The 13,235-nt window shown below is 38.6% G+C and carries 10 protein-coding genes, 2 tRNA genes and 1 pseudogene; 2 read left to right on the top strand and 11 right to left on the bottom strand.

Annotation, left to right across the window (positions count from 1 at the left end; all coding sequences use genetic code 11):
• Positions 1-31 precede the first annotated feature (31 nt).
• Both HFP47_RS08065 and HFP47_RS08070 read left to right on the top strand, forming a co-directional pair.
• Positions 32-1,312, top strand: coding sequence for an MFS transporter (locus HFP47_RS08065; protein ID WP_179876305.1), 1,281 nt, complete (start codon positions 32-34; stop codon positions 1,310-1,312).
• Positions 1,313-1,317: 5 nt separating this feature from the next.
• Positions 1,318-1,650 carry a lactoylglutathione lyase gene (locus tag HFP47_RS08070; protein WP_115231350.1) on the top strand — a complete coding sequence of 111 codons (333 nt, stop codon included), beginning with the start codon at positions 1,318-1,320 and terminating at the stop codon, positions 1,648-1,650.
• 53 nt (positions 1,651-1,703) lie between these two features.
• On the opposite strand, the gene adhP is transcribed toward HFP47_RS08070, so the two are convergent.
• From adhP to HFP47_RS08125, 11 genes and pseudogenes are all read right to left on the bottom strand, one after another.
• Positions 1,704-2,756, bottom strand: a complete 1,053-nt coding sequence (adhP, locus tag HFP47_RS08075; RefSeq protein ID WP_011680466.1) for an alcohol dehydrogenase AdhP — start codon at positions 2,754-2,756, stop codon at positions 1,704-1,706.
• 170 nt (positions 2,757-2,926) lie between these two features.
• A pseudogene (locus tag HFP47_RS08080) lies at positions 2,927-4,197 on the bottom strand (MFS transporter).
• Between the two features lie 148 nt (positions 4,198-4,345).
• On the bottom strand, positions 4,346-5,563 hold the full coding sequence (gene pgk, locus HFP47_RS08085) for a phosphoglycerate kinase (RefSeq protein WP_011680468.1): 1,218 nt from the start codon (positions 5,561-5,563) through the stop codon (positions 4,346-4,348).
• Positions 5,564-5,648: 85 nt separating this feature from the next.
• The gene (locus HFP47_RS08090; RefSeq protein WP_115231352.1) at positions 5,649-6,479 is read right to left on the bottom strand and encodes a glycosyltransferase; all 831 of its coding nucleotides are present in this window, start codon (positions 6,477-6,479) and stop codon (positions 5,649-5,651) included.
• Positions 6,476-7,921, bottom strand: a complete 1,446-nt coding sequence (locus HFP47_RS08095; protein ID WP_011680470.1) for a glycosyltransferase — start codon at positions 7,919-7,921, stop codon at positions 6,476-6,478. The genes HFP47_RS08090 and HFP47_RS08095 overlap by 4 nt, the downstream gene beginning before the upstream one ends.
• A 79-nt stretch (positions 7,922-8,000) precedes the next feature.
• A tRNA-Gln gene (locus tag HFP47_RS08100) sits at positions 8,001-8,072 on the bottom strand.
• Positions 8,073-8,109: 37 nt separating this feature from the next.
• Positions 8,110-8,192 (bottom strand) — tRNA-Tyr (locus HFP47_RS08105).
• Between the two features lie 67 nt (positions 8,193-8,259).
• Positions 8,260-9,144, bottom strand: a complete 885-nt coding sequence (locus HFP47_RS08110; RefSeq protein WP_014325184.1) for a sulfite exporter TauE/SafE family protein — start codon at positions 9,142-9,144, stop codon at positions 8,260-8,262.
• Positions 9,145-9,238: 94 nt separating this feature from the next.
• Positions 9,239-11,131, bottom strand: a complete 1,893-nt coding sequence (locus HFP47_RS08115) for a M13-type metalloendopeptidase (protein WP_115231354.1) — start codon at positions 11,129-11,131, stop codon at positions 9,239-9,241.
• 105 nt (positions 11,132-11,236) lie between these two features.
• Complete coding sequence (locus HFP47_RS08120) at positions 11,237-12,172, bottom strand: ABC transporter ATP-binding protein (protein WP_011680473.1); 936 nt, start codon at positions 12,170-12,172, stop codon at positions 11,237-11,239.
• Between the two features lie 2 nt (positions 12,173-12,174).
• Positions 12,175-13,224, bottom strand: a complete 1,050-nt coding sequence (locus HFP47_RS08125) for an ABC transporter ATP-binding protein (RefSeq protein ID WP_011680474.1) — start codon at positions 13,222-13,224, stop codon at positions 12,175-12,177.
• Positions 13,225-13,235 lie beyond the last annotated feature (11 nt).

The following is a 13,235-nucleotide window of genomic DNA, read 5'->3' on the forward strand; positions in this document are numbered from 1 at the left end:
TCAATTTATCATTAAAAAAAGGAGTTCTTATATGCGCGTTGCCAAAAATAATACAGCATTTCGAGTAATGATTACATCACAGTTCGTTAATAACTTAGGAAGCAGCTTTTTCAATATTGTTTTTTTAGTTTATGCTGCAACACTGCCAAACAAAACACTTAGTGTTACATTAGTCGCATTTACAGAAATACTACCAACACTATTCTCCATTATTGTTGGAAACTTTGCTGATAAAACGAAGCATCACCTTCGGTCTTGGCGTATTGCTCGCCTCTCTCAATCAATAATTTTTTTGATTATTACTGTGATATTGATTTTCTTTGACGGTCAATTTTGGAGCTTTTTGATACTGTTATTATTAGTCTTTGTTTCTTCGGTAGTCGGATCTTATAGTAGTTTACTAATGAAACCAGTTTCTAGATTTATTTTAAGCGATTCTGATCTGCAAGAAGCAATGAGCTTGGAGCAAACTGTCAGTGTTGCCGTCAACTTAATTGGTGGTTTTTCCGGCGTCGCTTTACTTGGCATTTTGCATCAAAATTACGCTGGATTTAGTCTTATCAATGCTGGGATGTTTGTTATTGCTTGGTCCATTATGGCGCTTAATCATCGTCAATTTTTGGAAGCCGAACAACATATTGAAGCAGAAACAAAGCCAAATACCAATGCATCAATTTTTTCAGATTTAAAATCAACTTTTATTTATGTTTACAAGGATCATTTGTTTTTTCAAATTTTACTACTCGCTACCGCCATTAATTTTGTCGGCACCTCTTTTAATGGTGTTTTTAACCTGACCTTATTACATAACAAATCATTATTAATTGGTAACTTTGGGACGACCGTAGCTATTTTTGGTGCAATAAGTTCAATTGGCCTATTAACTGGATCTTTGATTACCAATGATTTTTTCAAGAAACTAACAACAAAACAATTAATTGGCATTTCTGGTATTGGTATTGTGTTAATTGCTGCTGTACCCCTTTTTTATCCAAATGGTGTTTTATGGATACTAATCATTTTTTTATTTTCATACATTGAAGCTAAAATCAATCCAAAATTAGGGGCAATCTTAATGAAGCGAACCGATCATAATCGCTTGGCGGGTGTTTCTGGTCTAATTAATACATTCGTTATGTCGGCCACGCCACTTGGTCAAATTATTTTTCTCGGCACCGCAAACATCTATTCACCAAATATTTCTTGGTTCTTCATGGGATTTGTCGCATCACTGATTACCATTTATACAATCTTAACTCGCCAACAAGATATGGAACTGGTTGAAAAAACCAGAGAATCCGCTATACTATAATTATTATGAAACCACGTAAACTAAACATCAAAACTATTCCAGCTGCTGACATCAACCGTGCTTATCGCTTTTGGCGTGATGTATTTGATTTACCGCAATCTGGTCACCAAAGTGGTCGGCACCTTGTGATTGATGGCGAAGATATTGTGTTTGTCACCGGCAAACCAACTGACCGCCTAGAAATGCTCGTTCGTGATCACCAAGCTGATTTGGTAAAACACTTACGTAACAATTTCATCCCAATTATTGGCGAGCCAGAAAAAAGATTTGGAAACAAAATTGCCTTATCAATACATGATTCCGAAGATAATTTAATTGTTTTAGAAGCCAATGTTTAAGATCAAAATAAAAAGCGTAAACAGCTATTATAGTTGTTTACGCTTTTTTACTATTAAAGTGTTGTAAAATCAATGACCTTACGACCAGTAATTGAACCGGCTTTCATTTCATCAATAATTTCATTCATGTCTTGGAAGGCAACTGTCTCAACAATTGGCTTAACTTTTCCTTCAGCACCAAATTGGAAAGCTTCCTTTAGGTCTGCACGTGTTCCAACCAATGAACCGCGAACTTCAATACCATCAAGGACTGTTTTAGCAATATTCAAAGCCATATCACCTTGTGGCAAAGCAACGGCTACAAGCTTGCCCATTGGACGAAGCACATTCACAGCCTGGGAGAATGCAGCATCGTTAACAGCTGTCACTTGAGCATTGTGAACGCCGCCAGTTAATTCATTCACCTTAGCTACAACATCTTCCTTCTTACGATTAACTAGTACTTCCGCTCCATTAGCTTTTGCGGCTGCTAATTTATCATCGTTTCCATCAATAACTGCAACGTGAGCACCGAAAACACTGTGTGCATATTGAACAGCCAAATTACCTAGACCACCAGCACCGTGAACTGACACCCACTCACCAGGCTTAGTTTCACCGACTTTCAAGGCTTTGTACATTGTAACACCAGCACAAGTAATTGATGTCGCTTCAACAGGGTCTAAGCCTTCTGGTACTTTAACTGCATACTTAGCATTTACAACAACTTGTTGTGACATTGCGCCATCAATTGTGTAACCAGAATTACGCACCTTACGGCAGAACGTTTCGTTTCCTGAGACACAGTAATCACAAACGCCACAAGCGTCATAGAACCAGGCAATTGAAACACGGTCACCGACTTTAAGGTAATCGCTAGCACCTTCACCTAATTTAGACACGCGTCCAACACCTTCATGTCCAATAACTCGACCAAAATTACCGTTCCGTTCACCGATCTTGTTAGGGTCACCGAAATCGCCGTTTGCACAGTGCAAATCAGTGTGACAAAGGCCAACGTATTCAACATCAACCAATGCATCTCCAAATGCTAACGCACGTGGCTGCCAATCCTCGATCAAATCAACATAACCATCATTTACGTTACGAACAACTGCTGCTTTCATTTTTAACCTCTTTCTTGTATGTGAACTTATTTACAATTAATTTTACCGCTTTTTGTCATATTTGTAAAGTATTATTTACTACGCATCTCCTTCCGTTAGTGACTCGTTTCACATAAATACCCAAAAGAAAAAGAACATTATCATTAAATGTTCCTTTTAATTTTATTGAATTATTGGTCAGTATTTAATTTTTTAAATCCAGGAATTGTTAACATAAAAATTAAACTAATGACGTACATTAACGATAAACTCAGCATCACGACTGCCACACTATAATTGTCCATAATCCAACCAATCACAACTGATGAAAAGGCACCAATAGCACGGCCAGATCCCATCAAGGTATTGGCTGCAGTTGCTCGAATTTCCGAAGGATACAATTGACTAATAACTGCGCCAAATCCACCATACATGCCGTTAGAGAAAAATCCAACTAACGCACCTAAAATTGTTAATGTCCACATATTATATGCAAATGTAAAGACATAAATCATAAGCGCTGAAGCTACTAAGAATATGGCAAACGCGCGTCGGGGACCTATGGTGTCTAGAATCGTACCAAAAGTAAGCATACCAACCGCCATACCAATAATAATAGGTATCATACCAAGATTGACGTATCCTGCTGTAATTGTTTCTGTGATACCCAATTGCTTCCGCATAATTGTTGGCAACCAGTTCATCAATCCGTAATAGCCCGACGTTTGAATAGTCAACATCACAATTAACACAAAAGAAGTATAAGCGCGTTTGGGGTATTGGCAATCGTTTTAAAACTAAATTTCTTTTTACCAGTCTTGTAGTCAGCTTGCAGTTGCTCAAATTCAGGTGTTTCTTTTAAGTGTCGTCTCACAATGTATACAACGATTAGTGGCAAAAATCCTAACATAAACAAACCACGCCAACCAAAGGAAGGCATAATTAATGTTGCTAAAATTGCCGCGAGTATGGCACCCACTTGTCCGCCAATTGCAGTAATAGAGCTCATACGGCCTACACGACTAGCTCTAAAGCTCTCAGCAATCAATGCCATACTTACACCATACTCACCACCAGTTCCCATCCCCAGAAGGAAACGAGCTGCATAAATCGTGTGCGTGTTATCCAAAAATGCCAAGATAACTGTCGCAAAGGTCACGAGCATAATAGTATAAGACAATACTTTAACACGACCGATACGGTCAGCTAAAATACCAAACAAGAGACTTCCTAATAGTGCTCCCCAGTTTGACATTGCTGCAATAATTCCACCCTGTGCACCAGTAATGTGTAGTTCGGCAATCATAGGCGCCAATGCGAAAGATAGGAATGTTGCGTCCATATGATCCAAAGTAAATCCTAGGGTTGTTGATCCAAGAACCACCTTTTGTTCGCTGGTCATTTGAGCACCAGTCTCTACCTGATCTTGCTGCATTACGTTTTCGGACTGACTAATTGTCATATATTGTTTTCCTCCAAAATGTCTGCTCACTGGCAAACGTTATTTTGTCCGTTAATTATTAAACCATATATACAGTAATTAATCAATCAAACGTTTAACAATTTTTAAATTATTGTACAAAAAAAGCGCTTTCGCGCTATTTTTGAAATTACTTTTCCGAAATTGAAGCGATTCCAGGCAATTCCTTACCTTCAAGGTATTCAAGTGAAGCACCACCACCAGTTGAAATGTGAGTCAACTTGTCGGCAACACCCAATTGTTGTACCGCAGCAGTTGAATCACCACCACCAACGATTGTTGTACCACCATTTTCAGTCACTTTAACCAATTCTTCACCAATTGCCAAAGTACCCTTTGCAAAATTAGACATTTCGAACACACCCATAGGTCCGTTCCAAACAACAGTCTTTGCATCAGACAATGTGTCTTGCAACAACTTAACAGACTTAGGACCAATATCTAGACCCATGTAGCCGTCAGGAATACCATCTTCAGCATCAACAACTTCAGTCTTTGCATCATTTGAAAATGCGTCAGCAGCAATTGAATCAATTGGCAAAACCAACTTGTCGCCAGCTTCTGCCATCAATTCCTTAGCCAATTCAACTTTATCAGCTTCAAACAATGAATTACCAATCTTGTTACCCTTAGCAGCATCGAATGTATAGGCCATTCCACCACCAACGATAACCTTATCAGCCTTGTTCAATAATGACTTTACGATTTCAATTTTATCAGAAACCTTTGCACCACCGATAATAGCAACGAAAGGACGAACTGGGTTCGCAACAGCATCACCCAAGAACTTGATTTCTTTTTCCATCAAGAAGCCAGCAGCTGCTTGTGAAACATTTGAAGCAATACCTACGTTTGAAGCGTGGGCACGGTGAGCTGTACCAAAGGCATCGTTGATGAACAAATCATCACCCAATGATGCCCAATACTTACCCAATTCAGGATTGTTCTTTGATTCGTTTTTGACCACTTCACCATCAACAACGTCTTCAAAACGTGTGTTTTCAACCATCAAAACTTCACCATCTTGCAAAGCGTTGATTGCTGATTCTAATTCTTCACCGCGAGTTTGTGGCACGAACTTAACGTCCTTACCCAATAATTCACCCAAGCGTGCGGCAACTGGTGCTAATGACAATTCTTTCTTATCGTCTTCAGACTTAATACGTCCCAAATGAGAGAACAAAATTGCGCGACCATTGTTTTCCAAAACATACTTGATTGTTGGCAAAGCTGCCACAATACGGTTATCGTTTCCGATAACTCCTGCCTTGATAGGCACGTTGAAATCAACGCGCATCAATACTTTCTTACCTGAAAGTTCCAAATCTGAAACAGTCAATTTAGCCATGATAGCCTCCAAATTTTTATAGTTACAAGTCTATTATAAAACAAAATTTTGTCTTTGTGTTGTTCGCGTGTGAGAAACTGCACGATTAATTTCGACGGTGAACCTTTTTCATAGGCAATCCCGTCATCCGTAATTTCAAATAATTTTTTTGGTCCACCAAAATCCGTGTTATTTCATGTTGATTATCTTTTAAAATAGCGGTTAATTGACTCCAAATATCTCTTTTTTCGTTTGATAATTCGTCAAGAATTGTTAACGTTGTTCGCTTAGGTACGTAGCTCATTTCTCTTTGCAACTGCGTAACATTATAATCATTTCCAGTATATTTACTTAACGTGTTCATGATATATTTTTCAGCACTAGCATATTTTTGACCAGCAACATAAACAAAATTGCGTTTACCTTCAAAATAATAATCACTGACCACCACTTCAGGATGACCAAAATAAAAATCGGATTCTAATAACTTTCCTTCGCTAAAATATTGTTTTGCAAATAAACGTCCGTCCCGTAAATAAATATCTTTATAGTCTATTTTACCATCTGAATCCTGCCAAACAACTGCCTGCACGATTCGTTTAGAATCACCAAACCAACGTACAGTTGCTAGCTGTTGCCCACGACTAACGATACTTTTAGTCCAGTCTTTGTTAATAATCAATTGCGCTTCGTTGGGCACTGGCAATTCACCCCACCAGATGCCTTTGGTTTCATCAATCTCACTTAAATAAGACTGCGCATATATATCAAACACCCTATGAGGATTTAGACCAAGTTTTTTAATGAGATGCGCTGCATCTTCATGTGGTGTAGCCAACCACAATTCATCACTATTACCGGACTTTACTTGCTCTATTTGCCAAGCAACTCCCTTTAAATTGGTTTCTGTGAGGGAATTGATAATCTCTATCTTCATATTAGCACCTCACATATCTTTTGCCACTGATCAGCGATGTTATTTGTCTGATATTCCTGTGCCTTTTTGTGAGCACCAACAGATAAGTGATCATAATTATCGAAAATACGTCGCATCGCATCAGCAAGATTGGAAATATTAGCACGCTCTTGCGCTTTGTCTCTGTCAAAATCAGCTAGACACCCATTCACTCCCTCACACACAAGCTCTTGGGCACCATATAAGTTAGCATAGGTGGCTATCGGTAAAGCGTCCCCAATGGCTTCAATATACGTTAATCCGAACCCCTCAGAATAAGAGGCTGATACAAATGCATCATATTTTTGAAAATCATGAATAATGTCTTGGCTCAAACCTTTTAAATGCACACTAAATTGCAAGTCTAATTCCGCTATTGCTCTTTGTATATTTTCTTTTTCGTTTCCTGAACCGTAGATGGCTAACGTGACATCCATCCCCTCATCGCGTAATTTTTTAATCGCTTTTATGATTTGTAGTATATTTTTTTCTGGATGTAAGCGTGAGGCGGTGACGAAATTAGCTGTACCGCCGTGCCAGCGACGTGGATTTTCTAATTTAGCTACCCCACCGACCGGTACTGCACAAATTTTATCTGCGCCTCGCATATTCATTTGAGTAAGTTGTTTTTTTATCATCTCAGCTTGCAATTCTGTAGCTGTTACGACTAAGTCCATATCATCCAGATGATCAAACATATATTGATAATAATTGTTCCATAAAGGGTGCCCACCTTGATAGGTTACTAGGTGTTCAGCATGAATCATATCCACAATTTTCAAGGGTAATCCAATGCGCTTTAATCGTACTAATGATTCTTCGCACGCTGTCCCACGATCTAAAAAATAAATATTTTTTTGAAAAATATGTTGCATTTCTATAAAAAAGAAATCAATTAATGCTTCTTTTGTTGAAAAAACATAATTTTTACCACGAAAATTACGTAGATGAATATTTGTAGCAATTTTTCCACGTGAACCACTATCTCGATAGTGCCACATTATTTCATGGATACCATTTTTTAAAATAACACGATCATCGTCAATCAAGAATAATTTTTTCGCTTCAGAATAACTTTTAGAACGAAAAATGGTCTCAGTATATTGCCCCGTCGTTTGATGCACGATAGTGCGCTGCGTGTTCGTTAAGTCCCACAAAGAGTTAGTGGAATATTCATTAATTTCCGTTAAACCAGTTTTGGCGTATCGATCTGGATCATCACTTAACAACAAATCATATAATCCGATAACTTCATTTTCTGGTAGGGACCACAATTGCATATGATGGTGTAATTGTGGCAATAAGTCAGTGAAGATAAATTTAAATTCAATCTTTTTTTCACGAAAACAGTGCGCACGATAAAACTGTGCGTGTTCAACGCCACTATTACTTTCTCCAATTGCCTTATTCACAAAAAAGTTCATAATTATCGCCTCACATTTTATCTGTTATGGATAATTATATACAAAAAAAGGAACTCTCCCAAGTTCCTTTTTATATTAGTTGCCCCTGCTGGATTCGAACCAGCGCATGTCGGTACCAAAAACCGATGCCTTACCACTTGGCGAAGGGGCAATAGCTAATTTATTTTGCCGTTAGCTTTTATCGGCAATGGGAGCGGTAGGATTCGAACCTACGAACCCGAAGGAACGGAGTTACAGTCCGTCGCGTTTAGCCAGACTTCGCTACACTCCCATATCTCAAACAACTATATTATAATACCAGAAAATCAGGCCGTTGACAATACCTTTTCATAATTTTTTTAAACATTCTTCTTCATAGAATCACGAACCAACCCAAAAATTGTCCACAAAGCTACAATAACAATTAACTTGTTTAATAAATCGACATTCATACTAGTAAAGAACTTAGCCGCAACAATCACACCTAGAACACCACCTATAGCTACTCCAGCAAACCCTCGCCATGATACCCGATCCATTTTGATTACATTTAAAGCTGTCGTAGGCATAATCAATGCTGCATCTAACATCATTACAGGAAAAGCAACAGCGGGATTAACACCCATCAAAGAGAAGAATATTAATTCTGGCGCATAATTACCCAAACCCATAGTCATCAACACACCAATACCAAAGTTGAAAACAATTCCCAAAATCAACCACCAGCCATGTAACCCATGCACACCCATTGAATTATTACTTCCTGGGGTAGTAATCATACGTACTACCATGATAATAACAGCAATTAATAACGCTACAGCCATCACACGTTGTACCGTAGGTGCGTGCCATTTTTTTGTGACATGGGTCCCGACGTAAGCCCCAATCACTGCAGCTGTTGTCATAGGTAATAACGTTGTCAATTCAACTTTAACAGCCGTAATAAAAAATAAAGCTTGAAACATTACTGGTATCGCATGAACCGCGTTCAAGGTTCCCGGTAATTTGCGATCATCATCTATATAATGTGTCATCCGGAATGCCGCGGTTGTTGTTGCAAATGAACCAATACCCAGTGTATCTCCAAAATCTGTTATAAATCCAATCAACATGCCTAAACCAAATCGCTTAAAAATGGGTTGTCTATGGAGCAGATAAGATCTGATAACAACTATAATCATTGCTATCATCACAACAACAAGTAGTATTTGTATACTATACAGTATGAAATTTTCAGGAAACATATTTCTCTCACTTCAAAATTAATATTTTTTATTGTATCAAAAAAAAGCGCCTATTTTGCGCTTTTTAACTGTAACATATATTTAAAAAATAAATTCACCAAATTTGTACACGTTCTTGGGGATCAAGCCACATGTTATCTCCTTGCTTCACGTTAAATGTCGCAAAGAAGTCATCAAAATTTTTCACTTGTATATTGACCCGTAATTTAGCAGGACCGTGAGGATCTGATACGGCTAGTAACTTCATATATTCTGGTCGTGCTTTCATTCGCCAAATGGCAGCCCAATTTTCAAAGAATTCAGTTGCAGAGAAGTCATCATCACGTTTAGCTGCTTCTAGTGCAGCTGCTAAACCACCTAAGTCTGCTACGTTTTCGGAAACAGTTAGGTGACCATTGACTTTTGCACCGTATGAGTCTAAACCATCAAATTGCGCAACAATTTGATCCGTCCTTACTTTGAATGACTCATAGTCCTTGTCTGTCCACCAGTTATTCAGACTACCAAATTCATCAAATGAAGCACCATTGGTATCAAATGCATGAGAAATTTCATGAGCAATCACTGCGCCAATGCCACCATAATTAGCCGAAGATGATTGTGCCAAGCTATAAAATGGTTCTTGCAAAATAGCCGCCGGAAAAACAATCTGATTTTGCTGTGGATCATAATACGCGTTAACCAAATGAGCCGGCATGTGCCATTCGCTACGATCGACTGGTTGATGCCACTTGCTCCAAGCATAAGCAATTTCTATCTTTCGAAATTTCAAAGCTGTTTCAAACAACGTTGCATCGCTAGAAACTACTTTTTTCTTCAAGCGTTCTGGTAACTTTTCTGGATAGCCGATGTGTGGCACAATGGTATTTAACTTAGTAACTGCCTTCTTGCGCGTTTCTGTGTTTAGCCACTGTACCGACTGCAACCGATTCTTATAAACATCAATCATTGAAGCAACTTTTTCTTCAACATCAGCTTTGGCTTCAGGAGAAAATTTCTCTGATGCATAATATAAGCCAATTGCTTGGTTAAACGGGCGTGATGCAAGATAAAAGGCTGATTTTTCTTGACTCATCGCTTCAGGAAGACCACTTAATGCTCGTTGATAGACTCCTCCCAAGATGCGAATTTCGTCCGATAGATATGGTGTAAATTGATTAACCAATGCCACAAGCAGGTATGCTTTTAATAATGGCCATGCTTCTTCTGAATAAAATTGATCAGCCGCTTGCCAAAAACGTTCTTCTGGAACCACAACCATATCCGGTATCTGACCAACCAATTCATTTAAAATATCGTTTAAGGGTAACGCCGGTGATAATTGGACAAACTTTTCCCACTCATATGGGTGGTATAGCTTTGCGTACTCGTGCCCCTCTTCTTGACTCAATACCACGGTCGCAACCCGTGCATCAAATGCAAGATATTTGTCAATCAAATCATTAGTTTCACTTTCTGAAAAGCCAAATTTTGGCAACAAATCCTCTTGTTCTTCACGAAACTTAGCAAGTAACACCTTTGCCTGTGGATGATCTTTAGCATAGTATGTTGTGTCTGGCAAAAGAATATCCAGACCACCCGCCCACAAAACGTTGGTACGTGCGTCCTTGAAATCAGGTTCCACACCAAACGGAAACGCATTTGGTAATCCCGCTTTTTCTAAATCAGCGATGTGTGAAGCAAAGTCAGCAAAAGACGAAAAGGATTGGTATTGCTTCAAAAATGGTCGTATTGGAGACGAACCAAGCTCGTCACGTGTTGCAAAATCAGATGCCAATCGATGATATTTCACAAAGTTATTCAAAATATCGTCATCAGGTAAATCTTGACCTTTTTGCCAGCCAGATGTCGTTTTTAGTAACCACTGCTCAATATCATCGGCTAAATCACTAAACCCACCAGTGCGAGGTTTATCAGATGGAATTACCGCCTTTTTTTCCCATTCTCCATTTATTGCCTCATAAAAATCATCTTGGATTCGAACCATTAAATCACTCCTTCTCATTTAATACACTCAATTTGTTAACAAACATTATATACTAGTTTCATTAAAATATAAAAATCGAACAATATTGCATGTTCGATTTTTATATTACTTCTGTTGTACTTTATAAGTTGCGGCTTCTTCTTCAGTTGCCAAAACAAAGTGCCCTGGATTAACTTCCAACATTGTACGTTCTTTGCCGTCTGTTTCAACACTAGAATCGTAATCAATATGTTGGCGATTATTCTCAACTTCCGGATCAGGTACCGGAATAGCTGATAATAGACTTTTCGTGTATGGATGCAAGGGGTGATTATATACGGCGTCTGCCGTTCCAATCTCAAGCAGCTTTCCCCAATGCATGACACCAATACGATCTGAAATATATTTTACCATCGACAAATCGTGAGCGATGAACAAGTAAGTTAATGAATGTTTCTTTTGTAATTCTTTCATCAAATTAACAACCTGCGCTTGAATCGAAACATCCAACGCCGATATCGGTTCATCAGCAATAATGAACTTAGGATCGACCGCAAGTGCACGCGCAATTCCAATACGCTGACGTTGTCCACCGGAGAATTCATGTGGATAACGAGAAGCATGATCTTTGTTTAAACCAACTAAGTCCAACAACTCTTGGACCTTAGCATTACGCTCTTCTTTGGACTTCGCTAAATGGTTCACGTCGATACCTTCAGCAATGATGTCACGTACTTTCATACGTCCATTCAAACTAGCTTGAGGATCTTGGAAAATCATTTGTGAATCCTTACGAAATTCAGAAAGATGCTTTCCTTTTAACTTAGTGACATCTTCCCCATCAAATGTAATTGAACCAGCCGTTGGTTCATATAATTTTAAAATTGTACGACCAATTGTTGTTTTACCAGATCCAGATTCACCAACAAGGCCAAATACTTCACCTTCATAAATATCAAAACTGACATGATCAATAGCACGAACTTCATTCGATTTACCTTTGTTAAAATACAACTGTAAATCTTTCAACTCAACCAATTTCTTTGGTGCTTCTTCGGTCATGATTAAGCCTCCTGCCCTTGTAATTCTTGCCAATGGGCCCAACGATTCAAAATTTGTCTTGGTGGGGTAACCTTAGGCGCACGTTCATCCAACAACCAAGTGGCCGCATAGTGTGTCTCACTAACTTTGAAAAATGGTGGTTCCTCACGACTATCAATTGCTAATGCGTATTGATTACGTGCCGCAAAGGCATCCCCAACAGGAGGTTCCAACAAATCAGGCGGTGTTCCTGGAATGGCTTGCAGCGATCCTTCTTCAGTATCTGTTGTTGGCATTGAATTCAACAATCCCCATGTATATGGATGTTGTGGATTGAAGAAAATTTCATCGACAGTACCATACTCAACAATTTTACCAGCATACATAACAGCCACTCGATTGGCCATGCCAGCAACAACACCTAAATCATGAGTGATGAAAATAATGGATGAATTTGATTCTTTCTGTAGTTCTTTCATCAAGTTCAAAATTTGCGCTTGAATGGTTACATCTAAGGCAGTTGTTGGTTCATCTGCGATCAATATTTCAGGATCAGCTGCCAAAGCAATTGCAATAACCGCACGTTGTCTCATTCCACCTGACCATTGGTGTGGATAGTCATTGATGTGTTCTTCGGCATCAGGAATACCAACACCTTTCATCAATTCTAGCGCACGAGCCAGAGCCTCTTTTTCTTTCATGCCACGATGCTTAACCAATGGTTCAGCAATCTGATGACCAATTTTCATTGTTGGATCCAAACTCGTCATTGGATCCTGAAAAATCATAGCAATTTCGTTACCACGAACGTGTTGCCACTCTTCTTCTTTCAACTCTAATAAGTTTTTGTCCTTAAATATCAATCGACTATTATCAGGAATGATGGCATTCTTAGCATTTAGTCCCATTAAAGTTTTTGTTGTTACTGATTTTCCTGATCCAGACTCACCAACAATTGCTAATGTTTCACCTTCATTTAAATCAAATGAAACATCACGAATCGCCTGCACGGTACCAGCATAAGTATTGAAGTTGACGTGTAAATTTTCAACTTTTAAAATTGGATTACTCATTATACATGTAC

Source organism: Leuconostoc sp. DB-1 (assembly GCF_013414845.1).
Lineage (GTDB): Bacteria > Bacillota > Bacilli > Lactobacillales > Lactobacillaceae > Leuconostoc > Leuconostoc mesenteroides.

Bases quoted from the DNA above. Each gene is read 5' to 3' on its own strand.
- HFP47_RS08065 (WP_179876305.1), top strand. From the start codon at position 32: ATGCGCGTTGCCAAAAATAATACAGCATTTCGAGTAATGATTACATCA.
- HFP47_RS08070 (WP_115231350.1), top strand. From the start codon at position 1,318: ATGAAACCACGTAAACTAAACATCAAAACTATTCCAGCTGCTGACATC.
- adhP (WP_011680466.1), bottom strand. From the start codon at position 2,756: ATGAAAGCAGCAGTTGTTCGTAACGTAAATGATGGTTATGTTGATTTG.
- pgk (WP_011680468.1), bottom strand. From the start codon at position 5,563: ATGGCTAAATTGACTGTTTCAGATTTGGAACTTTCAGGTAAGAAAGTA.
- HFP47_RS08090 (WP_115231352.1), bottom strand. From the start codon at position 6,479: ATGAAGATAGAGATTATCAATTCCCTCACAGAAACCAATTTAAAGGGA.
- HFP47_RS08095 (WP_011680470.1), bottom strand. From the start codon at position 7,921: ATGAACTTTTTTGTGAATAAGGCAATTGGAGAAAGTAATAGTGGCGTT.
- HFP47_RS08110 (WP_014325184.1), bottom strand. From the start codon at position 9,144: ATGTTTCCTGAAAATTTCATACTGTATAGTATACAAATACTACTTGTT.
- HFP47_RS08115 (WP_115231354.1), bottom strand. From the start codon at position 11,131: ATGGTTCGAATCCAAGATGATTTTTATGAGGCAATAAATGGAGAATGG.
- HFP47_RS08120 (WP_011680473.1), bottom strand. From the start codon at position 12,172: ATGACCGAAGAAGCACCAAAGAAATTGGTTGAGTTGAAAGATTTACAG.
- HFP47_RS08125 (WP_011680474.1), bottom strand. From the start codon at position 13,224: ATGAGTAATCCAATTTTAAAAGTTGAAAATTTACACGTCAACTTCAAT.